Source organism: Actinomycetospora aeridis, assembly GCF_037400275.1.
In the GTDB taxonomy this organism is placed as follows: domain Bacteria; phylum Actinomycetota; class Actinomycetes; order Mycobacteriales; family Pseudonocardiaceae; genus Actinomycetospora; species Actinomycetospora aeridis.
Map to the genome: position 1 here is coordinate 167,700 of NZ_JBBEGL010000006.1, position 24,554 is coordinate 192,253.

A 24,554-nucleotide genomic window follows, 5' to 3' on the forward strand; every position below is an offset into this window, starting at 1 on the left:
CCGACCAGACCTCTCACCGAGAGCGAACGGCCGAACACGCAGGGCCATGGGTCGCCAACCCCGTGGCGGACCTTCTCGGGCGGGTACCGGGCTGATGGGCTGTGCACCACCGAGTAGGGAGTCATCGTGGCTGTGTCGGCAGGTAGGTCGCAGAGAGACAAGAAGGACCGCACCGACGAGGTGGTGGACGGTCTGCACCAGCTGGTCGCGGCCGGGCGGATCGAGGACGTCGAGGCCGTGCTGACCACGCTGATCGAGAGCGAGCCGGCCGGTGAGCCGTCGGTCGAGGAGCGCGAGACGCGGTCCTACGCCGAGGGCATGCGGGACGGTCTCGCGCTCGCGCGGCGGGCGCAGGAGCAGGCGTGACGGCAGCAACCGCAGCGGCGGCCCCGACGGCCCCGACGGCCCCGGCGGCCACGACCACGCCCCCGGCGGCCCCCACCACCGGGCAGCGCCTGGAACGGATCGCGGTCGCCCTGATCGACCGGCTCGCCGCGGCGGCCGTCGACAAGGTCGACGAGCTCGCCGACCGGCTGCAGGACTTCGCGCAGAACCCCGGCGGCATCGGGATGACCGCGATGGTGCGCGCGGGGCTGGCGAAGATGCAGGGCAAGAACCCCGTCTGGGCCGCCATCACGGGCGCGGTCTCGGCCATGAGCACCACCACGAAGATCCTTCTCGGGCTGCTGCTGATCCTGGTGGCGGTGCTCTCGCCCGTGGCGATCCTCGTGCTCGCCATCGTGCTGATCATCGCGGGGATCGTGGGCGCGGTCAGCGGCTGACGCACCGGCCGGGGCGCGCCCGCTCACGTGCCCTCGGCGGCCGCAGCGGCCGGGGCGGTGGCCCGGGCCGTGTCCCCACTCGTCGTCTCGGTGACCTCGCCGGCCTGGTCGTGCGCGTGCTGCGCCGGCCGGGCCGGGGCACGCAGACCCTCGTAGATGGCGGGCTGGATGTCCCAGCTGTTCCAGTACCGGGCGCCGGGCAGGTCGGTGTACTCCACGGAGACCTGGAAGTCCTCGCCGTCGAGGCCGTTCGTGCGCAGGAAGGCCATCTGGTCGTCGAGGTCGTCCCAGAAGCACGTGATGCGGGCGCCCGGCGAGAGCGACGTCAGCCCGATGGTGAACACCGGGAGACCGGAGATCTCGACGCCGTCGGAACTCTCGATCGGTCGCGAGAACACGAAGCTGATGTTCTTGGCCGGCCCCTGGCCGACGTTCTCGACGGCGAGGCTGAGCGCCCGGGTGGCGTGGTCGAACTCGTCGTGGACCGCGACGACGGGGCGCCCGCCGGCGAGGAACTCCTGGCGCACCTCACGCACCGACTCACGGGCGGCCCGGAGCTGGAACCAGATGACCACGATGAAGGCGGCGTACAGCACGGGCGAGAGCGTCTGCGCGACGCTCGTGATCACCTGGAGCGCGGGCACGGTGCCTCCCTGGCGACACTGCTCACGACACACGTCCGCGGGCCGACCGGCGCACCGGGCGACCCGCGGGACGAGGGGACGGTCCGCTCAGCGGATGCCGACGACCTCCTGGGCCAGCGCGGCGTGGCGCGTCTGGGCCGCGGAGACGACACCGGAGCGGTTCTTGTTCGCCTCTTCGTAGACGATGACCTTGTTGAGGTCCTCGACCTCGTCGAGCTGCTTGACCTTCGCGACGACGTCGCTCACGCCGAGCGCGTCGTAGTCACGGATCGGCAGCTCGGAGGCGTGCAGGGCGCCGAGGCGCGTGCGGGCCTCGTGCAGGACCTGCGCGGCGTCGGTCGCGCCTTCGCGACGGCTGACCTGCTCGGCGCGGTCGAGCGCGGCGTTGCGCCCGGTCAGCACCACGTCGCGGGCATCCTCGCCCAACCGGGCGGCGCGCCCGGCGGTGTCGGTGACGACCTCGCGCACCTGGTCACCACGCTGCTGCAGGCGGGCCGCGAACCGGCTGACCTGCTCGCGGGCGAAGTTCACGGGCAGCCGCACGGCGCGGGTGGCGCCGCCGACGACCATCTGCACCGGGGTCGGCTGCAGCGCGGGCGGGCCGCCGAGGGCGTGCTCCGCCAGCACGGTGGTCAGCCACTCGATGGTGGCGCTGTGGGCCTGCTCGAGGCGGTCGGCGAGCTTGCGCACGCCGTTGTCCTTGGCCGCCTCGGCGAGGCCACGCAGGTAGACGGCGCGGTCACGCAGCTGGTGCTCGAGCGTCAGGTCGCCGAGCAGCGCCTCGTCCACGGGGCCCGCCTGCTCGACGGTGCCCTTCACGACGGCGCCGACGCGCCCCACCAGCGGCGAGACGATGTCGGCGACACCGCCGAGGCGCTGCAGCTCGCGGGTGATCTCCTGCGTGCGGCGCTCGGCGTTCTGCGCGTTCTCGGTCAGCTCCTTGCGGACCGCCTCGGTCCGCGCCTGGGCGATCCGGATGCGCGCGACCTGCGCCTCGGTCTGGGTCAGCTGCAGCATCGAACGCAGCTGGGCGATCATGTGGGCCTGGGTGCTCACACTTCTCCTCGTCATCGAGTCGGAGACGTCTTGCGGCATTCGCGGCGTGCCGGGGCTCGACACGCCCACCGTCGGAGTGCGGCCTCTCGGCCGGTCACGCAATGGCTACCCATGGGTAGGCGCCGACTATTCGTGTCGCGTCCGGATCGATCCGTGCGCTGCGACGTCGCCGTCGGCGGTTCCCCGACCGCCCCGGATCGGGCATCCCCGTCGCCATGACGCAGCCGACCCACCGCCACGGGGAGCCACCCAACCCCGACACCGAGGGCACACCTCGACAGCACGACCAGGAGGGCCACGGTGCGGGTCCGTACGCCCCGCCCGGCCGCGACGAGCAGGGCAACCCGGTCCCGTCGGTCCCGCACGAGGGACTGCTCGGCCGGATCGCCACGGCGATCGTCGCCGGTGAGGCGGTGGTGCTCGCCGTGGTCGGGGTGGCCGGGCTGATCATGACCTGGGGCAGCGGGTTCACCGAGCAGACGCAGGACACCGTCCTGGCCCTGCGCCTGAACCCCGCGCACAGCGTGCTGCTGCTGGCCACCGCCGTGGTCGCCGCCGTGTGCCTGCGCAAGCGCACCTGGCTGCGGTTCTTCGCGGGCGGCCAGGCCATCGTCTACCTGCTGGTGTTCGTGTTCGGCGCGGCCTACAGCCTGAACACCGGGTCCGCCACGTTCCTGGCCCTGAACACCCCCGATCTCGTCCTGCACGGGGTGCTGGCGATCCTCGGCTTCATCACGGTGATGATCTCCAGCGCGCGCATCATCGAGCCGCCGCCCGGGTCGCTGCCCTACCCCGGCGTCCTGTCGACCGGGGAGGACCCGCCGCAGGGGCCCACGCCGGGGCAGCCCGAGCCGAGCCGCGACTCGGGCGTCAACGAGGGTCGTACCGACCCGCACCCCGCGGATCGCGGGTAGGGCCTCACGCGAGCGGACGGCGGCGTCCGTGGTGCCATCGGTCCTTGACCAGCACCACGGCACCGCCGAGCACCACGACGAGGCCCATGTCGGCGGCGGTGCGCTGGAGACCTTCGAGGGCGAGTGTCCAGTCCCCGCCGACGACGCCGATGCCGACGAGCGCCGCCGCAGGCACCAGCGCCAGGGCGATGAGGGCGCCCGCGAGGACGGCCTCGCGGAACGAGGTGATGATGACCAGCCCGGCGAGCGCCCCGCCGGCCCCGACCAGCCAGTCGGCGGCCGTCGGGTCGACGACCATGTGCACGCCCTCGCTCTTCGCGAGCATCTCCGGCCTGCCCATCCCCAGCGCGCGCAGGACGAGGAACGCGACACCCCCGGCGGCCGCCAGCACCAGGTAGCCGACGACCACCGACACCAGGGCGCGCCGGATGCGGTGGAGGTCGCGGCGCAGCGCGGCGACGGCCAGCTTGGCGACCGGCTCGAACGCCGGTGCGACGATCGCCGACGCGGCCAGCGCGAGCGCCTGCGGCACGGGGGGCGACACGAGGCCGGCAACCGCGATCGCGCCGCCCAGGGCCATGAGGGCGAGGTAGTTCGTGCTCAGGCGGCCGTGGTGGCGCAGGGTGCGCTCGAACTCCTCCCACGGCGACTCGTCGGCGTCGTCCTCGATCGCGTCCTGCACCCCGGAGGCCACGACGCTCTCGGTGCGCACGGTGGCGACGGTGATCGGCCCGTACTGCCGGGCGTGCTCGACGCTCGCGAGGACGTCGTCGATGGAGCGGTTGAGCACGTGCAGGCTCAGCACGTCGCCGGGTGGCTTCACCGAGCCGTCCCGCTGATGGGTCAGCGCGAGGACACCGTCGTGGGCGGCGAGCCTGCCCACCAGGTCGTCGGCCGCGGCGGACGGGACGGTGACGTCGATCTGGTGGTGCACGGCGCCCCCCCTCAGCGGCCGGGCCGCACGGCCCGCACGACGACCAGTTCCTCGGTGTCCTGGCCCGGTGCCGCCAGACCGCGCTGGCAGAGCAGCTCGCGGCGGGCGGTGAGCACCGGTCCGTAGGGGTGCTCGTGACGCGCCACGACCTCGGCGGCCAGGCCGCGCGCCTCGAGGCGCCGCACGGTGCGGGCCGGGTCGTTGAACGCGGAGTGCACGACGAGCAGGCGACCGCCGTCGGCGAGGACGTCGGGGGCCTCGTCGCACACCCGGTCGAGGACGGCGCGCCCGTCGCGGCCGCCGTCGAAGGCGCGGGCGATCCCGTGGACGGGCAGGTCGTCGGTCGCGGCCGGGACGTAGGGCGGGTTGGACACGACGACGTCGAACCGCTCCCCCGCCACCGGCGCGGTGAGGTCGCCGCGGCGCGTGCGGACCCGGCGACCGTGGCGCGCGGCGTTGATCCGGGTCGAGAGCAGCGCCCGCCGGGACAGGTCGACCGCGGTGACCTCGGTGCACGGCACCCCGGCGGCGACCACCGACAGCGCGCCGGCGCCGGCGCCCAGCTCGAGGACGCGGCACGGCCTCTCGGCGCCGCACCCGTGGTCGGTCAGCTCGTCGCGCAGCACGTCGGCGAGCAGCCAGGTGTCCCGCTGCACGGGATAGACGCCGGGGACCCGGAACACGCGGTGGTGCGGGCGGATGTCGGGGCTCGTGCCCGGGGTGGTGCTCTGGTCCTGTGGCTCCGGCGCGACGGTCGTCATGCGGCTCCTCGGCTCGGCTCGGTGGTGACGAGACGGGTCGCGGGCGCTGTGCTCGACCTCGGCGTCGACCCAGCAGCAGGCGTTACCCGCCCGCCGCCGTCCACGAGCCCGCCGGGAGGGGTCACGGATCTCACGTGCGGGACCGGCCGGATCGGGCGACCCGATCGGGTACCACGACGGCTTGCCCCGTCCCCGCCCCCATCCAGCGAGGAGCGATCCGTGCCCGTCCTGCCCCACGCCCGCGGCCCGATCTCGACCGCCGTGCTCGACGTCCTCGCCGGGCGCCGCGCCGCGGCCGACATGCCGCACCGGCCCGACGGGGATCCGCTGGGCGACGACCTCCAGCTCGCGCTCTACTGCTGCTACGAGCTGCACTACCGCTCGTTCGACGGCGTCGCCGACGACCTGGAGTGGGACCCGGACCTGCTGCGCCTGCGCGGGCACCTCGAGGAGCTCTTCCTCGGCGCGGTGCGCGCCCGGGTCGAGGGCGGCGACGACGTCGAGGCCGCCGTCGACGCGCTGCTCGTCGAGCCGACCGAGGGCACGGGGCCGTCGTGGCTCCTCGCCCGCGACGGCGAGCGCTGGCAGCTCGACGAGTACGTCGCGCACCGCTCGATCTACCACCTCAAGGAGGCCGACCCGCAGGCCTGGGTGATCCCGCGCCTCGACGGTGTCCAGGGGCGCGCCAAGGCGTCGCTCATGACCGTCGAGCACGACGAGTACGGCGCCGGACGGGCCGAGCGCGTCCACGCGCGGATCTACAACGAGATGATGGCCGGCCTCGGTCTCGACACCGCCTACGGCGCCTACCTGGACGTCGCCCCGGCGGCGACGCTGGCGACGGTCAACATCATGTCGCTGTTCGGGCTGCACCGGCGCTGGCGCGGGGCGTCGGTGGGCCAGTTCGCGCTCATCGAGATCACCTCACCGCCCGGGGCGGCGCGCCTGGTCACCGCCATCGAGCGTCTGGGGCTGCCGCCCGAGGTCACCGCGTTCTACGCCGAGCACGTCGAGGCCGACGCCGTGCACGAGCAGCTGGTGCGGCGCGAGCTCATCGCCGGGCTGCTGGAGCGCGAGCCGGAGCTCGCCGCCGACGTCGTCCTCGGCATCCAGGCCTCGACGCTGCTCGAGGACCGGCTCGCCGATCAGCTCGTGGCGGCCTGGTCGGCCGGGGAGTCGTCGCTGCTCACCCTCTCGCCCGCCTGAGGGCGCGCCGGGCGCTCCTTGCGCCGGTGGCTGGTGTCGCAGAACGGGTAGCGCTTGGTCCGCCGGCACGCGCACAGCGCCACGACCGGGCGCTCGCTGGTCACCGTGGTCCCGTCGGGGAGCTCGAGCTCGACGGGCCCCTCGACGAGGAAGGGACCGCCCTCGGTCATCGTCACGCGGGTGGGTGCCATGGCGGCGGTCTACCCACTCACCCCGAGCGGCGCACCACGAGCGTCGCGGGCAGGAGCCGGTGTTCCGGTCCCGCCGCGGCGCCGTCGCCGGCGCGCCGGGCGCGGATGACGCCGTCGAGCGCCTCGACCAGCGTGCTCCCGAGCTCGTACTTGTCGGTGTGCACGGTGGTCAGCGGCGGGTCGAGGTCGGCGGCGAGGGTGAGGTCGTCGTACCCGACGACCGCGCAGTCCCCGGGCACCTGCCGTCCCTGCTCGCGCAGCGCGCGGACGGCGCCGACCGCCATGAGGTCGTTGAAGGCGAAGAGCGCGGTCACGTCCGGGTGCTCGCGGAGCAGCTGGACGGCGGCCGCGGTGCCGCCGGTGAGCGTCGGCGGGCCGGTGACGATCGGTGCGCCGGGTGCGGCCGCGGCGAAGGCGTGGCGACGGACGTGGTCGACGCCGACGGCGCCGTCGAGCATCCCGAGGTGCCGGTGGCCCTGCGCGAGCAGGTGCTCGACGGCCAGGCGGGTGCCGGTGGCGAAGTCCGACGACACGCTCGCCACGTCGGGGGCGGGCGCCCGGCGGTCGGCGACGACCAGGGGCAGGCGCCGGTGCAGCGCGACGAGCTCGTCGTCGCCGAGGGCCTCGAAGAAGCCGATGACGCCCTCGGCGCCCCCGTCGAGGATCTCCCGCGTGGCCGCGGCCTCCCGCCCGGCGTGGGCGTCGGTGTTGTGCACGACCACCGAGAACCCGTGCGCCGCGGCGGCGTCGAACACCCCGCGCGCCACGGCGGGGAAGAAGGGGTTGGCGATGTCGGAGAGAATCAGCCCGAGCGTCCCCGCACGCTGGGTGCGCATGCCGCGGGCGAACACGCTGGGCCGGTAGTCGAGCTCCTCGATCGTCGCGAGCACCCGGCGCCGGGTGGACGCGCTGATCTCGCCCTTGCCGTTCATCGCCCGGGACACGGTCTGGCGGGAGACGCCCGCGGCGCGCGCCACGTCGTCGATCGTGACCCGGACCGACGGCTCGACCTCCATCACGGCGAGCCTAGTGCCGTCCGCCCGGGGCCCACGCCTCGCGACGCGCGCCGCCGGCGGGGTGCACCTCGCGGATCACCGGCTCGGGGTGGCCGTCGTCGGCCGCCCGGCGCACGACGGCCTCGCCGATCTCTGGTGCCGCGTCCGCGGGGGCGAGCACCAGCGCGCTGCCGCCGAAGCCCCCGCCGACGAGCCGGGCGCCGAGCGCGCCGTGCTCGAGCGCGGTGTCGACGACGGCGTCGAGCGCGGGCACCGAGACCTCGAAGTCGTCGCGCAGCGAGGCGTGCGACGCGGTCAGCTCCGGGCCCACCTCGTGGGGCCGCCCGGCGCGCAGGTGCTCGACCACCCGGTGGACGCGCGCCTCTTCGGTGACGACGTGCCGGGCCCGTCGCCGCAGCGTCCCGTCGAGCCGGTCGAGCGCGTCCGGCGTCGCGTCGCGCAGCGCCGGCACCCCGAGCGCCTCCGCGGCCGCCACGCACGCGGCGCGCCGGTCGGCGTACCCGCCGTCGGCGAGGTCGTGACGTACGCGGGTATCGACGACGAGCGTGACGAGCCCGACCTCGTCGAGCCCGAGCAGCACGTCCTGCCCCTCCAGGGTGCGGCAGTCGAGCAGCAGCGCGGCACCGTCGCGGCACAGCAGCGAGGCGGCCTGGTCCATGATCCCGACCGGCGCGCCGACGACGTCGTTCTCGGCGCGGCGGCCCGCCCGGGCGAGGGTGTGGCGGTCGAGGTCGCTGCCCGTCAGGTCGGCGACGGCCAGGGCGACCGCGCACTCCAGCGCCGCCGACGACGACAGCCCCGAGCCCAGCGGGACGTCGCCGGCGACGACGAGGTCCCAGCCGTCCTCGCCCGGCAGCCCGGCCTCGCGCAGCGCCCACACGGTGCCGAGCGCGTAGGCCGACCAGCCGGTCGCGCGGTGCAGGGCGTCGAGCGTCGTCGTCACGGTCTCGCCGGGCTCCTGGGCCGAGCGGACCGTCACCACGTCGTCCGTCCGGCGCCCGGCCGCCACGCGGCAGTGCCGGTCGATGGCGAAGGGCAGCACGTGCCCCTCGTTGTGGTCGGTGTGCTCGCCGATGAGGTTCACGCGACCCGGCGCCGCGAACACGCCCTCGGGGTCGTGCCCGACGGCGTCGCGGAACGCCTGCGCGACGCCCGGGGTCGTCAGCGTGGCGGCCACGCTGTCGTCGGACGTCAGGAAATCCGCCCGCTCGTTCACGCCGGCACCTCCACGTCCGCACACGCCTGGCGGAGACGCTGTGCCGCCAGCTCGGGGGCCACGTCGGTGAGGAACGCCCCGCCGAACGTCTCCGAGCCCGCCAGGTACTTGATCTTGCCAGCGCCGCGGTGCGGCGGGCAGATCTCCAGGTGCAGGTGCGACACGTCGCGGTCGCCACCGTCGGTCGGGGCGGCGTGGACGCCCATCAGGTAGGAGGTGCTGAAGCCGAAGTACCGGTCGTAGCCGGCGAGCACCCGGGCCAGCACGCGCGCGAGGTCGGCTCGCGCTGCGGCGCTGGTCTCGGGCAGCGACGGCACGTGCTCGCGCGCCCAGACGTCGACCTCGTAGGGGAAGCGCGCCCACGGCGGCACCCCGGCGACGAAGTGGTCTCCGGCGACGACCTCGCGGGGACCGCCCGCCTCCGCCGCGACGACGTCGCAGAACACGCAGCGCCCGGTCGCGGCGTGGTGGCGGCGTCCGGCGGCGAGCTCGCGCGCCGGGCGCGGGGGCACGTCCGGGTAGGCGTAGATCTGGCCGTGCGGGTGGTGGAGCGTGACGCCCACCGCCTCGCCCTTGTTCTCGAACGGCATCACGTAGCGCACGCGGGGGTCGGCGCCGAGGTCGGCGACCCGACGCGCCCAGGTCTCGACGAGCAGGTGCACGCGGGCGACACCGACGTCGGCGAGGGTCGCGTCGTGGTCGTCGGTGAACACGACGACCTCGCAGTGGCCGTAGGCGGGCTCGACCGGGACGAGGTCGGTGCCGGCGACGTCGGGTGCGGGAGGCCGCGTCGACAGCGACGGGAAGCGGTTGTCGAAGACCGCGATGTCGAAGTGCTCGCGGGGGACCTCGGTCTCGGGGCCGCCAGGACGCGTCGGGCAGAGCGGGCAGGCCGCGGCGGCCGGCTTGTAGGTCCGGTCCTGACGGTGGGTCGCGAAGGTGACCCACTCGTCGTGGGTGGGGTCGTAGCGGCGCTCGCTCACGCGTCCTCCCCCTCGGGCGCCCAGGAGAAGAACCGGATGGTCCTCCCGTCGGCGAGCTGTTCCGTCTCCTCCCGGACGGCCGCGTCCTCGTCCCTGGTCGACGCTGCGTGCTCGTCCAACTACGCCTCCCCCTTGACGTCGACCTCACGCCGGTATCAATCTCGTGAACCATCACGTTAACGTTCACGGCCCGGATGCGACAGGGAGACGCGATGCTGCGGCTCGACTTGGGATGGCTGGACTACACGCTGCTGGCGGTCTACTTCGTGGTCGTCCTGGGGATCGGCGTCGTCGCCCGGCGCGCCGTCGGCACCAGCGCCGACTTCCTGCTGGCCGGGCGGTCGCTCCCGGCGTGGGTGACCGGCCTGGCGTTCGTCGCGGCGAACCTCGGCGCCACCGAGATCATCGGCATGGCGGCCAACGGCGCCCAGTACGGCGTCGCGACCGTGCACTACTACTGGATCGGCGCCATCCCGGCGATGGTCTTCCTCGGCATCGTGATGATGCCCTTCTACTACCGCTCGAAGGTCCGCTCGGTCCCCGAATTCCTCAAGCTGCGCTACAACAACCAGACCCACGTGCTCAACGCCGTGGTCTTCGCGGTGGCCAGCGTGCTCATCGCCGGGGTCAACCTCTACGCCCTGGCGATCGTGCTCCAGGCGCTGCTCGGCTGGCCGCTGTGGGCCGGCATCCTCGCCTCCGCCGCGGTCGTCCTGATCTACATCGGAGCCGGCGGCCTCGGCAGCGCGATCTACGGCGAGGTCCTGCAGTTCTTCATCATCCTCGCCGGGCTGATCCCGTTGGCGATCGTCGCGGTGCGCTCGGTCGGCGGGTTCGGTGAGCTGGCCACCCGGGTCGAGGCGTCGGCGCTCGGACCCGACGGCCTGCACGCGTGGCAGGGCACCGGCGTCGGCGACGTCAGCAATCCCATCGGCGCCAGCTGGATCGGGATCGTGCTGGGCCTCGGCTTCGTGCTGTCCTTCGGCTACTGGACGACGAACTTTGCCGAGATCCAGCGCGCGCTCTCGGCCAAGGACCGCTCGGCGTCGCAGCGCACCCCACTCATCGCCGCGTTCCCGAAGATCTTCATCCCGGCCGTCACCATCATCCCCGGGCTCGTCGCGCTCGTCGCCATCCCGAACTTCGGCAACGACGACACCGGCGGCCTCGAGTACAACGACGCCATCCCCGCGCTCATGGGCCAGCTGCTGCCGCAGGGCATCCTCGGGGTGGCGGTCACCGGCCTGTTCGCGTCGTTCATGGCCGGCGTCGCGGCCAACGTGAGCTCGCTGAACACCGTCGTCACCTACGACCTCGTGCAGCCCTACCTCGCCCGCGGTCGCTCCGACGCCTACTACCTGACGATGGGCCGGGCCGTCACCGCGGGCGGAGTGCTCATCGCGGTGGGCACCGCGTTCCTCGCCGCCGGCTTCAACAACATCATGACCTACCTGCAGTCGCTGTTCGGCATCTTCAACGCGCCGATCTTCGCGACGTTCATCCTCGGCATGTTCTGGAAGCGGACCACCGGCTGGGGCGGCTTCTGGGGCCTGCTCTCCGGTGTCGTCGCCGGCACGGCGGTGTTCGTGCTGTCCAAGGCCGGGGTGCTGACCTTCGGCTCCGATATCGAGGTGACCTTCTACCAGGCCGGCGCGGCGTTCGTCGTCGACGCGGTGGTCACCGTGCTGGTGTCCCTGTCCGGCCGCGCCCCGGCCCGGTCGCAGCTCGCCGGGATTGTCTACGGCGTCGCCGGGGCCGACGGCGTCGTGCCGACGTTGAAGCAACCGCGCGAGGCCGTGTGGTGGCGGCGCCCGGTCCTGCTGGGCGGGATCGCGCTGGCCCTGACCGTCGTCCTCAACATCCTGTTCGCCTGAGGGAGTCCCGAGATGAGCACTGAAGGTGGTCCCGCCGTCACGAGCCGGATGGCGCGGCTGTTCGACGTCCGTTACGTGATCGGGGGCCTGCTCGGGTTCTACGGCGTCGTGCTGGTGATCCGCGGACTCCTCGACGGCACGGAGGAGCTCGCCCAGGCCGCGGGCTTCGCGGTGAACCTGTGGACCGGGATCGTGCTGGTCGTCGTCGCGGTCGCGTTCCTGGCGTGGGCGTCGCTGCGGCCGCTGGGGATCGAGGTCGACGAGGAGGAGCTCGCGGGTCCCCCGGCGTGAGTCGATCCTTCCGACGCGGGCGCGAGAGGCACGTTCCGCAGGCCCAGGAGCATGTCGATCATGCGGAACGTGCTCCTCGCGGGCGGAGAGCCGGCTTCCCGGGCCGCGCCGGAGATGCGCGGACGGAGCGGTGCGCGCCGGCACACGACGTCCTGGCGAGGGGCGCCCCTCGCCCGTCTATCCGCGCGAAGGTGCCCTTCGTTCAGAATCCGAGCCCTCCTCGCCACCGTCGGCGAGGCCGTGCAGCCCGGACGCGAAGGCGTCGGCGGCGCGCCGGCGGGCCGTCAGGGAGCGGGTGCCGACCTCGGTGAGCCGGTAGCGGCGGGGATCGCGGCTCGAGCGGACGACGAGCCGGTTGCGGGCGAGGCGGTGCAGGGTCGGCACGATCCGGGAGTACGGGACGTCGAGCGTGTCGCCGACCCGCCGGCGCAGGGTGTCCGCGACCTCCTCCTGCCGCAGCGGGGCGTCGGCCAGGGCGGCGAGGACGAGCGCGTCGACCTGGCCGCGGTCGCGGATGCGGGCGCGCGGTACCGAGGCGCGGCGGGGAGCCGTCGTGGTCATGACCTGCAGGGTTGCCGACGACCCACCCTCCTGACACTCCTCCGTCGGGCCGAGCGGGTTCGCCCCCGCGGGGTACTGCCCCACCGTGATCACCTGCGTCGTGCACTACGTCATCGACCCGGCGAAGACCGCCGACTTCGAGCGCTTCGCCACCCGCTGGATGGAGCTCGTCGCCCGGCACGGCGGCGTCCACCACGGTTACTTCCTGCCCGCCGAGGGCGCCAGCGACGCCGCGCTCGCCCTGTTCAGCTTCCCGAGCCTCGCCGACTACGAGACCTACCGCGCCCGCTTCGGCGACGATCCCGAGTTCGTCGAGGCCGACCGCATCCGCGACGAGAGCGGGTGCGTCCTGCGGTACGACCGCACGTTCATGCGCCCCCTCCTGCCCTGATCGCTACCCTGCCCGCTCGTGACCACGGGCAGGGAGGCGGTCCGGCGCGCGCTCGAGGACGCCGGGACGCCGCGCGAGATCCGGACCTTCGCGACCGCGGTCCCCTCGGCCGCGGCGGCCGCCGAGCAGCTGGGCTGCGCGGTCGGCGCCATCGCCAACAGCCTCGTCTTCACCGCCGGCGACGGCGTCGTGCTCGTGCTGGCCTCGGGCGCGCACCGCGTCGATCCCGGCCGCGTGGCCGCGCACCTGGAGGTCGCCAAGCGCCGGGTCAGGCGCGCCGACCCCGACACCGTCGAGCGCGCGACCGGCCAGCGCGTCGGCGGCGTGGCGCCGGTCGGCCACCCGGCCACGCTGCCGTGTCTCGTCGACGTCGCGCTCACCGCCTACCCGACGGTCTGGGCGGGCGCGGGCGACGAGCACTCGATGTTCCCGACGACCGCCGCCGAGCTCGTCGCGCTCACGAGCGGCACGCTGCTCGAGGTCGCCGCGGATCGAGCTGGCGGCTTTTCTGACGTCCAACGTCAGCGTGGCCGCCAGGCTGACGGACCCCCGGGCGTCAGCGAGCGGTGAGGGTCAGGCGCAGGTCGTGGGCGCGGTCGTCGCCGCCGCGCACCTCGACCCGCCGGGCCTGGGGCGCGTGCCCGGGAGCGCTGACGATCACCAGCCACGTGCCGGCCGCGGGCACCGGGAGGCGGTAGCGGCCATCCGTGGTGCCCGCGCGCCCGTGCTGACGGCCGTCGGTGTCGACCAGCGTCACCACGGCCTCGGCCGGGCCCTCGACGGTCCCCGCGACGACCGGCCGGCCGTCGACGGGCTCGGCCACCGGCTCGGGTGCCGACGACGACGCTGACGACGGGGCCGACGAGGCCGAGCTCCTGCGCACGAACAGCGAGGCCACCAGGGCGAGGACGCCGAGGCAGCCCGCGACCACGAACGCCGAGCGGATGCCGGCGGCGTCGGGCGTGCCGGCCGGGTTGGCGGCGCCGAGCGCGGCGACGGTGACGAAGACCGCGGTCCCGAGCGCGCCGGCGACCTGCTGCAACGTCGAGAGGATCGCGCTGCCGTGGGAGTACAGCTTGTCCGGGAGGCTGCCCAGCGCCTCGGTCATCAGCGGCGTCATCATCAGGCCGAGACCGGCCATGAGCAGGACGTGGATCCCGATCACCGCGGCGATCGACGATCCCGCGCCGAGCGAGGCGAACAGCCACAGCGAGGTCGCCATCGCCACCGCGCCGGGGATCACCAGCGGCCGCGCGCCGTACCGGTCGAAGAGCGCGCCGACCGGACGCCCGAGCGCACCGAGGACGAGCCCGCCGGGCAGCACCGCGAGCCCGCTGACGAACGTCGTCGTGCCCAGCACCGTCTGCAGGTACAGCGGCAGCAGGACCGCGGCGGCGCCGATGAGGCTCATGAACAACGGGACGGACAGCAGGATCGCGACCGAGAACGCGCGCTGCGTGAACGGCCGCAGGTCGAGCAGGGCGCGGTCGCGGCGCTGCAGGCGCAGCTGCCGCCAGACGAACACGACCAGCCCCGCGACGCCGACGACGATCGGCACCCACGGCGGCACCGGGTGCTCGCCGCCGCCGGACTCCCCGATCGACGACAGCCCGTAGAGCAGGCCGGCGAAGCCGACCGCGGACAGCAGCACCGAGAGCACGTCGAGCGGCACGCGGCGGGTCGCCGTCGGCAGGTGCATCCACCGGGCGCCGACGAGCAGCGCGGCCACCGACAGCGGCAGGACCAGCCAGAACATCCACCGCCAGCCGAGGTACTCGAGGACGGCGCCGCCGATCGTCGGCCCGACCGCGGGCGCGACGGCGATGACGATCGTGATCGTGCCCATCGTCGCGCCGCGCCGTTCCGGCGGGACGAGGCGCATCACCGTCGTCATCAGCATCGGGACCATCACCGCGGTGCCGGCGGCCTGGATGATGCGGCCGACGAGCAGTACGGCGAAGCCCGGCGCGAGGGCGCTGACGAGCGTGCCGAGGCTGAACAGGCTCAGCGACACCAGGAAGATCGTGCGCGGCGTGAAGCGCTCGAGCAGGAAGCCGGTGGTCGGGATGACCACTGCCATCGTCAGCAGGAACCCGCTGGTCAGCCACTGGACGGTGGTGGTCGAGACGCCGAGGTCGACGGTCAGGTCCCGCAGCGCGACCGACAGGATCGTCTCGTTGAGGATCATGACGAACGCCGAGCCGACGAGGACCGCCAGCAGGAGACCGCTCCGTGACGGGGCCTGCCGCTCGGCCTCGTGGTCGGGCGCGGCGCTCGCGGGCGCGGCGGTGTCGGTCACGGGTCCTCCCCTGTCGGCGAACTTTCCTGTCACAGCTTTCATGTCACTCAGTGCCAAGTTACCCAGGCGAACCGGACATCCCGCTGAGACGTCGATCTCCACCCCGCGGGGAACACGCAGCGATATGGACACAACGTTCTTTTCATGGTTCGATATGGGCACAGCGTTCACATCGATCACCCGGAGGGCACGATGAGCACCACCGAGAACGTCCGCGCAGCACTCGTCACCGGAGGGTCCGGTGGCATCGGCCGGGCGGTGGCCGAGCGTCTCGCCGCCGACGGCACGGCGGTCGGCGTGCACTACGCGGGCAACAAGGCCCGCGCCGAGGAGGTCGTCGCGGCGATCCAGTCCGCGGCGTCGCCCACCCACCCGGGGCGCGCGATCGCCGTCGGCGGCGACGTCGCGGACCCCGACGAGATGGCGGCCGCGTTCGACGCCGTGGAGGAGGCCTTCGGCGGGATCGACGTCGTCGTCCACACCGCCGGGATCATGACCCTCGCCCCGATCGCCGAGCTCGACCTCGACGACCTCGACCGCATGCACCGCACCAACATCCGCGGCACCGTCGTCGTCGCCCAGCAGGCCGCCCGCCGGGTCCGCGCCGGCGGGGCGATCATCGCCTTCTCGACGTCGGTGACGCGCCTGTCCTTCCCGACCTACGGCGGCTACGTCGCCAGCAAGGGCGCCGTCGAGGCCCTCGTGCCGGTGCTCGCCCGCGAGATGCGCGGCCGCGACGTCACCGTCAACGCCGTCGCGCCCGGGCCGACCGCCACGCCGCTGTTCCTCGACGGCAAGAGCGAGGAGCAGGTCGCGGGGCTGGCGGCCGCGCCGCCGCTCGAGCGCCTCGGGCAGCCCGCGGACATCGCCGAGGCCGTCGCGTTCCTCGCCGGTCCGGCCCGGTGGGTCAACGGCCAGACCCTCTTCGCCAACGGCGGGCTCGCCTGAGAGGGGCACGATCATGATCATCGTCATCAGCGGCGCCTCGTCCGGCTTCGGCGCCATGGCTGCCCGCGCGCTGGCGCGGGCCGGGCACACCGTCTACGCCGGCGTCCGCGACACCGCGGGTCGCAACGCCCCGGCGGTCGCCGACGCCCGCGCCTTCGCCACCGAGCACGGGGTCGACCTGCGCACCGTCGAGCTCGACGTCGCCGACCAGACCTCCGTCGACACCGCCGTCGCGCGGATCGTCGACGAGGCCGGCCGGCTCGACGTCGTCGTCCACAACGCCGGGCACATGGTGCTGGGCCCCACCGAGGCCTTCACGCCCGAGCAGCTCGCGAGCGTCTACGACACCAACGTCGTCTCCACCCAGCGCCTCAACCGCGCCGCCCTGCCGCACCTGCGCGCCCAGGGGCACGGGCTGGTGCTGTGGGTCGGGTCGACGAGCACCCGCGGCGGCACCCCGCCCCACCTCGCGCCGTACTTCGCGGCCAAGGCGGGCATGGACGCGCTCGCGGTCAGCTACGCCGCCGAGCTCGCGCGGTTCGGGATCGACACCTCGATCGTCGTGCCGGGCGCGTTCACCAGCGGCACCAACCACTTCGCGCACGCCGGCCACGCGGCCGACGACGCCGTGGCCGCCGCCTACGAGGAGCGCTACGGCGGGCTGATGGACCAGGTCGGCACGCGCCTCGCCGAGCTCGCGCCCGCGGACGCCGACCCCGAGGAGGTCGCGCGGGCGATCGTCCGGGTGGTCGACACCCCGGCCGGGGCGCGCCCGTTCCGGGTGCACGTCGACCCCGCCGACGACGGCGCGGAGGTCGTCAACGCCGTCGGCGACCGCGTCCGCACCGAGTTCTACCGGCGCATCGGGCTCGACGACCTGCTGCACGCGCGGCCGCTAGCGTGACGACGGTGACCGAGGAGCAGACCCGGCGGCGCGGGCGGGGGCGACGCCCGGCCGACGAGGTCCGCAGCGAGGTCCTCGCCGCCGCCGGGGACCTGCTGCTCGCCGAGGGCATGGCCGGGTTCACCTTCGAACGGGTCTCCGCGATCTCGGGTGCGAGCCGGACCACGCTGCACAAGTGGTGGCCGTCGCGCGGCGCGCTCGCCCTCGAGGCGTACTTCCGCACCGTCGAGAGCACGCTCGCGTTCCCCGACACCGGGGACATCGCCGCCGACCTCACCGAGCAGGTGCGGGCGTTCGTGCGGTTGATGACGGAGACGCCGGCGGGGCGGGTGATCGCGGAGCTCATCGGCTCCGCCCAGACCGACCCGGAGCTGGCCGCGGCGTACCGCGAGAACTACTCGGCACCGCGGCGCGCGCTGGCCGTCGCTGCGGTGGGCCGGGCGTGCGAGCGCGGCCAGGTCCGCGACGACGTGGACGCCGAGGCCGTGGTCGACCAGCTCTGGGGTGCCTGCTACCACCGGCTGCTCATCCCCGACCAGCCGCTCACCGAGAAGTTCGCCGGCACGCTGGTCGACCAGCTGGTGCACGGGATCGCACGTCGCCGGTGACCCGATCGGGGCTCGGCGGCGAGCCCGGTGACATCACTCGTTGACCCAGGCGTAGCATCGGACGCAGCGTCACTGGATCGATCCCGAACTCCTCGGACGGGACGGGTCCGGCGGCGCCGTACCGAACCACCCGCGACCCGAAGAAGGTTCGCTTTGACTGCTAGCACCACCCCGCAGTCCGAGGCCGACAGCGCCCTCGACACCGAGATCGCCGAGCTGCGCCAGATCCTCGACCGCCTCGACGGCCTCACCCACCAGGCGCGCACCCGCCTGCGGCGCATCGAGCAGCACCGCAACGGCGTCGACGCCCGCTGGATCGACCGCTCCCTGCGCTGAGACCAGCCGTCACCGACCGGCCCGCTCCGACCCGTTCGGGGCGGGCCGTCGCGTGTCCGGGGACCGGGCGATCAGGCGGCGAGCGCCGCGTAGCGGCCCTCGCGGTCGACGAGCTCGGCGTGGCTGCCGCTCTCGACGACACGGCCGTGGTCGAGCACCGCGATCCGGTCGGCGTGGCGCACCGTCGAGAGGCGGTGGGCGATCGTCAGCGTGGTGCGGTGCCGCGCGAGGTCGTCGAGCGCGAGCTGCACGGCACGCTCGGTCTCGGTGTCCAGTGCGCTGGTGGCCTCGTCGAGGATGAGGACGCGCGGGTCGCGCAGGAGCGTGCGAGCGATGGCGATGCGCTGCTTCTCGCCGCCGGAGAACCGGTGGCCGCGGGCGCCGACCATCGTGTCGTAGCCCTCGGGCAGCGCCGCGACGACGTCGTGGATCCGCGCGGCCCGGGCGGCCGCCTCGATCTCGGCGTCGGTCGCGTCGGGCTTGGCCGCCCGCAGGTTCTCGCGGACCGTGGTGTGCAGCAGGTAGGTCTCCTGGCTGACGACGCCGACGACGCCCGCGAGGTCGGCGAGGCGCATGTCGCGCAGGTCGACGCCGTCGATCGTGATCCGGCCGGCGTCGGGGTCGTGGAGGCGGGCCACGAGCGCGCCCAGCGTGGTCTTGCCCGACCCGGTCTCCCCCACCAGCGCCAGCGTGGTGCCGGCGGGGACGGCGAGGTCGACGCCGTCGAGGGCGGGGCGGTCGCCGCCGGGGTGGGTGAACGTGACGTCTTCGATGCGCACGTCGCCGCGGAGCTCGCCCAGCTCGACGGGCTCGGCGGGGTCGGCGATGTCGACCGTGAGGTCCTGGTACTCGAAGATCCGCGAGAACAGGGCCAGCGAGCTGGCGACCTGGACGCCGACGTCGAGCAGGCCGGACAGCGGCCGGAACACCCCGGCCTGCAGCGAGGTGAAGGCGACGAGCGTGCCGATGGAGAGCTGGCCGACGGTCCAGGGCAGCCCCGCGCCGACGTAGATCAGCGCCGGGATCGCGGCGAAGACGACCCCCATGGTGGCCATCCGCCAGCGTCCGGCGAGCTGGGAACGGAGCTCGAGGTCGGTGAGGCGCGCCGAGGAGGCGGTGAACCGATCGACGAGGGCGGGGCCGGTGCCGAGCGTGCGGTGCAGCGCGGCGGCGTCGACCGAGAGGCCCTCCTCGATGGTGACGTTGAGGTCGGCGAGCTCGCTCTGGCGCTGCGCGGTCAGCTCGCGGCGCATGCGCGCGACCCGGCGGCTGATCAGCACGGCGGGCGGCAGCACGACGAGGGTGACGAGCGAGAGCTGCCAGGACAGGGCGACCATGGCCACGGCGGTCGCGACGACGGTGGTGAGGTTGGCGGCGATCGAGGTGGCCGTGGAGGTCACGACGGTCTGCATGCCGCCGATGTCGTTGGTGATGCGCGACTGCACCTCGCCGGTGCGGGTGCGCGTGAAGAAGCCCAGCGACTGGCGCTGGAGGTGGGCGAAGACGTCGGTGCGCAGCCGGTGCATGACGCGCTGACCGACGCCGGTGGAGATCCAGGTCTGCACGACGCCGAGCACGGCGGTGACGGCGGCGACGCCGATCATGCCGGCGGCCAGCAGGGCGAGCAGGCGCAGGTCGCGGTGCGGGAGCGCGTCGTCGATGACGGCGCGCAGCAGGAACGGGGAGGCCATCCCGACGATCGACGACGCGACGATGACGGCGATGACCACCGCGAGCGGGCCGCGGTGCGGCCGGAACAGGCGCGCGATGCGCCGCAGGGAGACGTGGCGGGCCTGCTCGGCCTCGAGCGCGCGCGTCTCGGGAGAGGGTGGAGTGGGGCGGGGCAAGGGGCGCCTCCCGGGGAGCGGTCGATTTGCTGAGGTATCCTCAACATGAGGCTACAACAGCAAGCGCCCTACGGTATTCCCCGTGGAGGAGGACGGCTCGCTGGCCGACGCGTTCTGGACGGTCGCGCGGCGGCTGCGTCACCAGTCGCGCGAGGCCCTGGCCCCGTGGGGCGTCTCGCTCTCGCAGCTGCGCGCCCTCGAGGTGCTGCTGCGCCACGGACCGACGCGCTCCGGAGAGCTGGCCGAGCACCTGCGCATCGCCCCGCGCTCGGCGACCGAGGTCGTCGACGCCCTCGCCGGGCGCGGCCTCGTCGAGCGCCGACCCGACCCGGGCGACCGCCGCGCGACCCAGGTGGTCGCCACCGACGCCGGCGCCGAGCTCGGCGCGGCGGTGCGGGCCACGCGGGCGGCGGAGGCCGACCGGGTGTTCGCCGCCCTCGACGAGGACGAGCGCACCGAGCTCGGGCGCCTGCTGCGCCGCCTCGTCGAGGAGTGAGGTCGAGAAGTGGTTCAGCCGCCGTCCAGGACCTCGCGGAGCTTCGCCGCGAACTCGTCGGGCTTGCCCGGCCAGCCGAACTCGCCGTCGAGGAACCCGCCGTGGTGGCTGGGGAAGATCGTGGCCTCCTGCCCGAGCGCCTTCGCCGTGCCGTGGCCGGTGCGCGCGGTGTAGGTGTCCCCGGTCTCCTCTCCCACCGCGATGACGACCCGCGTCGGCGCGGCCGCCAGGGCGTCGACGTCGAGCTCGTAGTCGATCACCGCCAGCGAGCTGTTCGAGAGCAGCGGGTCGTCGCGGGAGCCGTCGTCCTCGGTCGGCATGCCGAACATCGCGGGGTCCGGCGCCGGCTGCGCGAAGTACTCGTCGGTGAACTCGCCCTGCCACGACCCGAGCGCCATGAAGCCCGCCATCCCGTGGCCCCAGCCCTTCGCCTGGTAGGCCTCGCGGAACTGCTTGCTCGCGCGGTCGGCGGCCGCGGCGTCGGGCAGGACGCCGTTGATCGGCGGCTCGTGCGCCACGAGCGTGACGACGTCCTCGGGGTGGGCGGTCACGAGCTGCAGGCCGGTCACCCCTCCCCCGCTGCTGCCGAAGGCGTCGACCGGGCCGGTGCCGAGCGCCGTGATCAGCGCGTGGAGGTCCTCGGCCTGGGTCTGCGGGGTGTTGTCGGTGCGGCCGTCGCTCCGCGTGCTGCGCCCGAGCCCGCGCGGGTCGTAGGCGACGACCGTGCGGTCCGGGAACCGCGCAGCCAGGGCCCGGAAGCCGGAGGCGTCCATCGGCTGACCGAACATCAGCAGCACCGGCCGCCCGTCGGCGGGCGGGAGCGGACCGTAGACGTCGTAGGCGATCTCGGCGCCGTCCACGGGCAGGACCATCGTCTCGGCCACGGCAGTTCCCTCCGGAGTCCTGTTGTCGAACCAACGAGTTGCAGTCTCGTGTTCAACCAACAGGTTGTCAAGAACGTGGGGAGGCGACCGGCGGTGCGAGCGCGGCCTCGATCGCCTCGTCGGTGACCGGGATGGTGTGGCTCGTCGAGGCGGCCGCGGCGGCCAGCTCCACCACGCGCGGTGCGGGCTTGCGACCCATGCGGCGGGCGAGCGGGATGCCGATCGCCGAGACGATCGCGAGCGCGATGCACGCACGGGACAGGGCCGTCGCGAGGGACTCGCCGGGCGCGCCGCCCTCGGCGAGGCGCGCGGTGTCGACCGAGGCGTAGATCCCCGCGACGATCGCCGTCATCACCGCGCCGCCGACGTAGCGCGCCATGTTCGAGATCCCCGAGGCGGCTCCGACCTGCGCCGGCGGCACCGCCGCGGTCGCCGCCGAGGATGCGGGCCCGTTCGACAGGCCCAGCCCGATCGCGATGGCGAGCAGGGCCGGCAGGAACGTCAGGTACGACCACGAGGTCCGCACGAACGCGAGCATCACGAAGCCCGCGGTGACGAGGACGAAGCCGGCCACGACGATCGGGCGGCCGCCGAAGCGGTTGGCGAGCGGGGTGATCGCGGGCGCGGTGAGGATGACGACCACGGCCAACGGCAGCGTCGCCAGCCCGGCCTGCAGGCTCGACATCCCGAAGGTCGACGGGTCCTGGAAGTACAGGCTGATGAGGAACGACAGTCCGGCGATCGCGCCGGCGCCGATGAGGATGGCGATGGTCGAGCCGACCAGGAGCTTGTTGCGCAGCAGCGCGAGGTCCACCAGCGGGGCGGCCACCCGCTTCTCGACCACCACGAAACCGACGGTGGCGACCACCGCGATCGCGAAGCACGCGAGCGTGCCCGCCGAGAACCAGCCCCAGGTCGACCCCATCGTCACCGCGAAGACGAACGGCGCGAGGATCAGGGCGACGAGGGCCGTGCCGGCGTAGTCGACCGAGCGCGGGCGGCCCGGGTCGCGGGACTCGCCCACGGTGGTCACGACCCACGGGATGCAGACCGCCGCGATGGCCGCGTCGATCCAGAACAGCCCCTGCCACCCCGTCGCCTGGGCCAGGATCCCGCCGACGACCGGCCCGGCGGCGGCGCCGGCCGCGGAGGCAGCACCCCAGAGCGACACCGCCCGCAATCGCGCGGGGCCCTGGGTGGCCACCGAGAGCAGGCAGAGCCCGGTCGCGAGGATGGCGGCGCCGGCCGCGCCCTGGATGAGGCGCCCGATCACGACCATCTCGCCGTTCGGGGCGAGCGCGATGAGCGCACACGACACCACGAACAGCAGGAGCCCCGCCACGAACAGGCGCCGGCGCCCGAAGACGTCGCCGAGCGCGCCCGAGGTGACGATCGTGGCGGCCCCGACGAGCAGGTAGCCGGTCACCGCCCACTGCAGCAGCGCGATCGGGGCGCCGAGGTCGGCGCTGATCGACGGCAGCAGGATGCTCACGGCCGAGGTGTTGGCGTTCACGACGAACGTCGACAGGCAGCTCACCCCGATGACGTTCGCCGCGCCGTGCGTGGCCCGCGCCTTCGTGTCGCTCATGGGGCGAGCCTGCGTCCCGGCGGGGGTCCGCACCTCATCCACCGCGGGTGAGCGCGTCTCATCCGGCTCGGGTGAGGTCCGCCCCCGCCGCCCGGAGGACGGTCCGTCGCAACGTCCGACGCGTGTCAGGAGGAGAGCATGACCGAACAGCAGATCCCGTCACAGGTCCCGGGGCCGTCAACGAACCCGCCCCGGAGGAACGGCATGGTCGCCCCGCGCGGTGTGGACACCATGGGCGGGTGGGTCCGCTTCGGCGGCGTGATGATGACGATCATCGGTGGCTTCGCCGTGATCGAGGGCCTCTTCGCGCTGTTCTCGCCGACCTACGTCACGCTCACCGGCGCCGGGGTCCTGGCGTTCGACCTGACCGCGTGGGGCTGGGTCCACCTCCTGCTCGGCGTCCTCGTGCTCGCAACCGGCCTGAGCCTCGTCGGCAGCGCGCCGTCCTGGGCCCGGGGCACCGCCATCGTCCTGCTGGCGCTCAACACGGTCGTCCAGCTGGCCTTCATGCCGGCCTATCCGTTCTGGTCGATCATCATGATCGTCCTCGACGTCATCGTGATCTACGCGCTGATGGTGACGTGGGGCGACGCGGACTACTGAGCCGGACCGTCGACGCCGCGGAGGGGACACGCCGAGGCCCGCCCGGGTGACGGGCGGGCCTTCGGCATGCATCAGGGGGAAGGGTGGTGTCCGTGGAGCCCGAGTCACCGTCGGCCCGGCGGGTCGTGCTGGTCCTGGCGCGGTCCGTGATCACGATCGTGCTGCTGGTGGTCCTCTACTTCCTCGCGCCGCTCGACCCCCGCCAGGACACCGGGACGCTGATCCTGTTCCTGCTGGGCCTGGTGGCCCTCGTCGCCATGGTCGTCTTCCAGCTCCGCGCGATCGTCACCGCGCGGTACCCGGGCCTGCGGGCCGTCGAGGCGTTCGCGAGCGCGATCCCGCTGTTCCTCCTGCTGTTCGCCGCGACCTACACCGCCATCTCCGCGGCGCGGCCCGACATGTTCACGGTCCCCCTGACGCGGGTGGACGCGCTCTACTTCACCGTCACCGTCTTCGCCACCGTCGGCTTCGGCGACATCACGCCGCTGAGCCAGGCGGCCCGGATCCTCGTGACGATCCAGATGGTCGCGGACCTCCTCGTCCTCGGCCTGCTCGTGAACTCCATGCTCGAGGCGGTCCGCCGCGGCCGCTCGCGCCGCCCCGCCCCGCCCCCGTAGCTCGAGAGGAACACCGCCATGCCCGAGACACCGCCGGACGCCGCGGGCCCGTGGCAGGTCGACGTGCCCCTGCTCGGCCCCGTCGGCTGGCCGCCGACCGGGACGCTGGCGTTCGTCGTCGTCCTCGGCGGACTGGCCGCGGTCGATGCCGTCGCGTGGCCCGTGGCGCTGGTCGTCGGCGTCGGGCACGTGCTCGCCCGCGACCACGTCCACCGCGTCGTCCGTGAGGTCGGCGAGGGGCTCGAGATGGCCTGAGGGTCGACCGGCGGGGCCTCAGCTCTCGGGCGTCCCGGGCAGCGGGTGCGCCGCCACCACCGTGAGCCCGAGCAGGCGCAGCTGCTCGAGGATGCCGTGCAGGTGGGCGTCGTCGATCACCGCGCCGCGCAGGACCGCGCCGGGGCGGACCTCCCGGACCTCCATGTCGCCGAACAGGTCCCGCAACTCCTCGCGTGACCGCGCGGGCAGGCTCCCGTCGACGCGGAACTCGTACCACCGGTCCGTCATGGGACCTCCCCGATGTGTCGCCCACCAGCCTGCGCACCGCGCGACCGGTCACCCTCACCCGCCGAGGATGGTCCGGCGCTCGGAGGACGCGTTCATCCCG

At 73.9% G+C, this 24,554-nt stretch carries 31 protein-coding genes and 1 pseudogene; 16 read left to right on the plus strand and 16 right to left on the minus strand.

All coding sequences use genetic code 11. From position 1 onward, the window contains the following. The first annotated feature begins 126 nt into the window (after positions 1 to 126). Positions 127 to 366, plus strand: a complete 240-nt coding sequence (locus WCD41_RS22020) for a hypothetical protein (protein WP_337716427.1) — start codon at positions 127 to 129, stop codon at positions 364 to 366. Next, positions 363 to 782 carry a hypothetical protein gene (locus WCD41_RS22025; protein ID WP_337716429.1) on the plus strand — a complete coding sequence of 140 codons (420 nt, stop codon included), beginning with the start codon at positions 363 to 365 and terminating at the stop codon, positions 780 to 782. Before WCD41_RS22020 ends, WCD41_RS22025 begins: the two co-directional genes overlap by 4 nt. A gap of 23 nt (positions 783 to 805) precedes the next feature. On the opposite strand, the gene WCD41_RS22030 is transcribed toward WCD41_RS22025, so the two are convergent. Together WCD41_RS22030 and WCD41_RS22035 are read right to left on the minus strand one after the other, a co-directional pair. Continuing rightward, on the minus strand, positions 806 to 1,426 hold the full coding sequence (locus WCD41_RS22030; protein ID WP_337716431.1) for a DUF8453 domain-containing protein: 621 nt from the start codon (positions 1,424 to 1,426) through the stop codon (positions 806 to 808). Positions 1,427 to 1,513: 87 nt separating this feature from the next. Further along, complete coding sequence (locus WCD41_RS22035; protein ID WP_337716433.1) at positions 1,514 to 2,482, minus strand: ferritin-like domain-containing protein; 969 nt, start codon at positions 2,480 to 2,482, stop codon at positions 1,514 to 1,516. A 215-nt stretch (positions 2,483 to 2,697) separates the two neighbouring features. Between WCD41_RS22035 and WCD41_RS22040 the strand changes: the two genes are divergently transcribed. Then, the gene (locus tag WCD41_RS22040; RefSeq protein ID WP_337716435.1) at positions 2,698 to 3,396 is read left to right on the plus strand and encodes a DUF4383 domain-containing protein; all 699 of its coding nucleotides are present in this window, start codon (positions 2,698 to 2,700) and stop codon (positions 3,394 to 3,396) included. Positions 3,397 to 3,400: 4 nt separating this feature from the next. On the opposite strand, the gene WCD41_RS22045 is transcribed toward WCD41_RS22040, so the two are convergent. Further along, positions 3,401 to 4,330 carry a DUF389 domain-containing protein gene (locus tag WCD41_RS22045; protein ID WP_337716437.1) on the minus strand — a complete coding sequence of 310 codons (930 nt, stop codon included), beginning with the start codon at positions 4,328 to 4,330 and terminating at the stop codon, positions 3,401 to 3,403. Positions 4,331 to 4,341: 11 nt separating this feature from the next. Beyond that, positions 4,342 to 5,091, minus strand: a complete 750-nt coding sequence (locus tag WCD41_RS22050) for a HemK2/MTQ2 family protein methyltransferase (RefSeq protein ID WP_337716439.1) — start codon at positions 5,089 to 5,091, stop codon at positions 4,342 to 4,344. A 219-nt stretch (positions 5,092 to 5,310) separates the two neighbouring features. On the opposite strand from WCD41_RS22050, the gene WCD41_RS22055 reads away from it, so the two are divergent. Continuing rightward, positions 5,311 to 6,297 carry an iron-containing redox enzyme family protein gene (locus WCD41_RS22055; RefSeq protein ID WP_337716441.1) on the plus strand — a complete coding sequence of 329 codons (987 nt, stop codon included), beginning with the start codon at positions 5,311 to 5,313 and terminating at the stop codon, positions 6,295 to 6,297. Here the strand turns inward: WCD41_RS22055 and WCD41_RS22060 are convergent. From WCD41_RS22060 to WCD41_RS22080, 5 genes are read right to left on the minus strand one after another with little or no spacing between them, the layout of a single operon-like run. Further along, positions 6,237 to 6,488, minus strand: coding sequence for a CDGSH iron-sulfur domain-containing protein (locus WCD41_RS22060; protein ID WP_337716444.1), 252 nt, complete (start codon positions 6,486 to 6,488; stop codon positions 6,237 to 6,239). The genes WCD41_RS22055 and WCD41_RS22060 overlap by 61 nt on opposite strands. Positions 6,489 to 6,505: 17 nt before the next feature. Further along, positions 6,506 to 7,504: a LacI family DNA-binding transcriptional regulator gene (locus WCD41_RS22065; protein ID WP_337716447.1), complete on the minus strand. Its 999-nt coding sequence runs from the start codon at positions 7,502 to 7,504 to the stop codon at positions 6,506 to 6,508. A gap of 10 nt (positions 7,505 to 7,514) precedes the next feature. Next, positions 7,515 to 8,720: a galactokinase gene (gene galK, locus WCD41_RS22070; protein WP_337716449.1), complete on the minus strand. Its 1,206-nt coding sequence runs from the start codon at positions 8,718 to 8,720 to the stop codon at positions 7,515 to 7,517. Further along, positions 8,717 to 9,703 (minus strand): galactose-1-phosphate uridylyltransferase, encoded by a 987-nt coding sequence (gene galT, locus WCD41_RS22075; protein ID WP_337716451.1) that lies wholly within the window; start codon positions 9,701 to 9,703, stop codon positions 8,717 to 8,719. The genes galK and galT overlap by 4 nt, the downstream gene beginning before the upstream one ends. Then, the gene (locus WCD41_RS22080) at positions 9,700 to 9,822 is read right to left on the minus strand and encodes a hypothetical protein (RefSeq protein WP_337716453.1); all 123 of its coding nucleotides are present in this window, start codon (positions 9,820 to 9,822) and stop codon (positions 9,700 to 9,702) included. The genes galT and WCD41_RS22080 overlap by 4 nt, the downstream gene beginning before the upstream one ends. 93 nt (positions 9,823 to 9,915) lie before the next feature. Between WCD41_RS22080 and WCD41_RS22085 the strand changes: the two genes are divergently transcribed. Both WCD41_RS22085 and WCD41_RS22090 read left to right on the plus strand, forming a co-directional pair. Beyond that, positions 9,916 to 11,577 (plus strand): sodium:solute symporter family protein, encoded by a 1,662-nt coding sequence (locus WCD41_RS22085; protein ID WP_337716455.1) that lies wholly within the window; start codon positions 9,916 to 9,918, stop codon positions 11,575 to 11,577. Between the two features lie 12 nt (positions 11,578 to 11,589). Then, positions 11,590 to 11,868: a hypothetical protein gene (locus tag WCD41_RS22090; RefSeq protein ID WP_337716457.1), complete on the plus strand. Its 279-nt coding sequence runs from the start codon at positions 11,590 to 11,592 to the stop codon at positions 11,866 to 11,868. Positions 11,869 to 12,045: 177 nt separating this feature from the next. On the opposite strand, the gene WCD41_RS22095 is transcribed toward WCD41_RS22090, so the two are convergent. Continuing rightward, positions 12,046 to 12,429 carry a winged helix DNA-binding protein gene (locus tag WCD41_RS22095; RefSeq protein WP_337716459.1) on the minus strand — a complete coding sequence of 128 codons (384 nt, stop codon included), beginning with the start codon at positions 12,427 to 12,429 and terminating at the stop codon, positions 12,046 to 12,048. Between the two features lie 85 nt (positions 12,430 to 12,514). Between WCD41_RS22095 and WCD41_RS22100 the strand changes: the two genes are divergently transcribed. Together WCD41_RS22100 and WCD41_RS22105 are read left to right on the plus strand one after the other, a co-directional pair. Further along, on the plus strand, positions 12,515 to 12,820 hold the full coding sequence (locus tag WCD41_RS22100; RefSeq protein WP_337716461.1) for an NIPSNAP family protein: 306 nt from the start codon (positions 12,515 to 12,517) through the stop codon (positions 12,818 to 12,820). 18 nt (positions 12,821 to 12,838) lie between these two features. Then, a complete protein-coding gene (locus WCD41_RS22105) occupies positions 12,839 to 13,390 on the plus strand; it encodes a YbaK/EbsC family protein (protein ID WP_337716463.1) in 552 nt (183 codons plus the stop codon). Here the strand turns inward: WCD41_RS22105 and WCD41_RS22110 are convergent. Together WCD41_RS22110 and WCD41_RS22115 are read right to left on the minus strand one after the other, a co-directional pair. After that, positions 13,377 to 13,643, minus strand: coding sequence for a carboxypeptidase-like regulatory domain-containing protein (locus tag WCD41_RS22110; RefSeq protein ID WP_373695180.1), 267 nt, complete (start codon positions 13,641 to 13,643; stop codon positions 13,377 to 13,379). The two genes, WCD41_RS22105 and WCD41_RS22110, sit on opposite strands and share 14 nt — an antisense overlap. A 12-nt stretch (positions 13,644 to 13,655) precedes the next feature. Next, a pseudogene (locus WCD41_RS22115) lies at positions 13,656 to 15,161 on the minus strand (MDR family MFS transporter); the annotation flags it as partial. A gap of 150 nt (positions 15,162 to 15,311) precedes the next feature. Between WCD41_RS22115 and WCD41_RS22120 the strand changes: the two are divergent. From WCD41_RS22120 to WCD41_RS22135, 4 genes are all read left to right on the plus strand, one after another. Next, complete coding sequence (locus tag WCD41_RS22120; protein ID WP_337716464.1) at positions 15,312 to 16,067, plus strand: SDR family oxidoreductase; 756 nt, start codon at positions 15,312 to 15,314, stop codon at positions 16,065 to 16,067. Between the two features lie 13 nt (positions 16,068 to 16,080). After that, complete coding sequence (locus WCD41_RS22125; protein ID WP_337716466.1) at positions 16,081 to 16,971, plus strand: SDR family oxidoreductase; 891 nt, start codon at positions 16,081 to 16,083, stop codon at positions 16,969 to 16,971. Between the two features lie 5 nt (positions 16,972 to 16,976). Further along, complete coding sequence (locus tag WCD41_RS22130) at positions 16,977 to 17,579, plus strand: TetR-like C-terminal domain-containing protein (RefSeq protein ID WP_337716468.1); 603 nt, start codon at positions 16,977 to 16,979, stop codon at positions 17,577 to 17,579. A gap of 153 nt (positions 17,580 to 17,732) precedes the next feature. After that, positions 17,733 to 17,915 (plus strand): hypothetical protein, encoded by a 183-nt coding sequence (locus WCD41_RS22135; RefSeq protein ID WP_337716470.1) that lies wholly within the window; start codon positions 17,733 to 17,735, stop codon positions 17,913 to 17,915. A gap of 71 nt (positions 17,916 to 17,986) precedes the next feature. Here WCD41_RS22135 and WCD41_RS22140 read toward each other — a convergent pair whose 3' ends face one another. Continuing rightward, positions 17,987 to 19,762, minus strand: a complete 1,776-nt coding sequence (locus WCD41_RS22140) for an ABC transporter ATP-binding protein (RefSeq protein WP_337716472.1) — start codon at positions 19,760 to 19,762, stop codon at positions 17,987 to 17,989. Positions 19,763 to 19,844: 82 nt separating this feature from the next. Between WCD41_RS22140 and WCD41_RS22145 the strand changes: the two genes are divergently transcribed. Then, positions 19,845 to 20,258: a MarR family winged helix-turn-helix transcriptional regulator gene (locus tag WCD41_RS22145; protein ID WP_337716474.1), complete on the plus strand. Its 414-nt coding sequence runs from the start codon at positions 19,845 to 19,847 to the stop codon at positions 20,256 to 20,258. Positions 20,259 to 20,272: 14 nt separating this feature from the next. On the opposite strand, the gene WCD41_RS22150 is transcribed toward WCD41_RS22145, so the two are convergent. Both WCD41_RS22150 and WCD41_RS22155 read right to left on the minus strand, forming a co-directional pair. After that, the gene (locus WCD41_RS22150) at positions 20,273 to 21,142 is read right to left on the minus strand and encodes an alpha/beta fold hydrolase (RefSeq protein ID WP_373695176.1); all 870 of its coding nucleotides are present in this window, start codon (positions 21,140 to 21,142) and stop codon (positions 20,273 to 20,275) included. A 67-nt stretch (positions 21,143 to 21,209) separates the two neighbouring features. Continuing rightward, positions 21,210 to 22,730: an MFS transporter gene (locus tag WCD41_RS22155; RefSeq protein ID WP_337716477.1), complete on the minus strand. Its 1,521-nt coding sequence runs from the start codon at positions 22,728 to 22,730 to the stop codon at positions 21,210 to 21,212. A gap of 138 nt (positions 22,731 to 22,868) precedes the next feature. On the opposite strand from WCD41_RS22155, the gene WCD41_RS22160 reads away from it, so the two are divergent. From WCD41_RS22160 to WCD41_RS22170, 3 genes are all read left to right on the plus strand, one after another. Then, positions 22,869 to 23,333, plus strand: coding sequence for a DUF7144 family membrane protein (locus WCD41_RS22160; RefSeq protein ID WP_337716479.1), 465 nt, complete (start codon positions 22,869 to 22,871; stop codon positions 23,331 to 23,333). Positions 23,334 to 23,425: 92 nt separating this feature from the next. Continuing rightward, a complete protein-coding gene (locus WCD41_RS22165; RefSeq protein ID WP_337716481.1) occupies positions 23,426 to 23,950 on the plus strand; it encodes a potassium channel family protein in 525 nt (174 codons plus the stop codon). Positions 23,951 to 23,968: 18 nt separating this feature from the next. Further along, on the plus strand, positions 23,969 to 24,205 hold the full coding sequence (locus tag WCD41_RS22170) for a hypothetical protein (RefSeq protein WP_337716483.1): 237 nt from the start codon (positions 23,969 to 23,971) through the stop codon (positions 24,203 to 24,205). Between the two features lie 18 nt (positions 24,206 to 24,223). Here WCD41_RS22170 and WCD41_RS22175 read toward each other — a convergent pair whose 3' ends face one another. Then, positions 24,224 to 24,454: a DUF8691 family protein gene (locus WCD41_RS22175; RefSeq protein WP_337716486.1), complete on the minus strand. Its 231-nt coding sequence runs from the start codon at positions 24,452 to 24,454 to the stop codon at positions 24,224 to 24,226. Between the last annotated feature and the right edge of the window lie 100 nt (positions 24,455 to 24,554).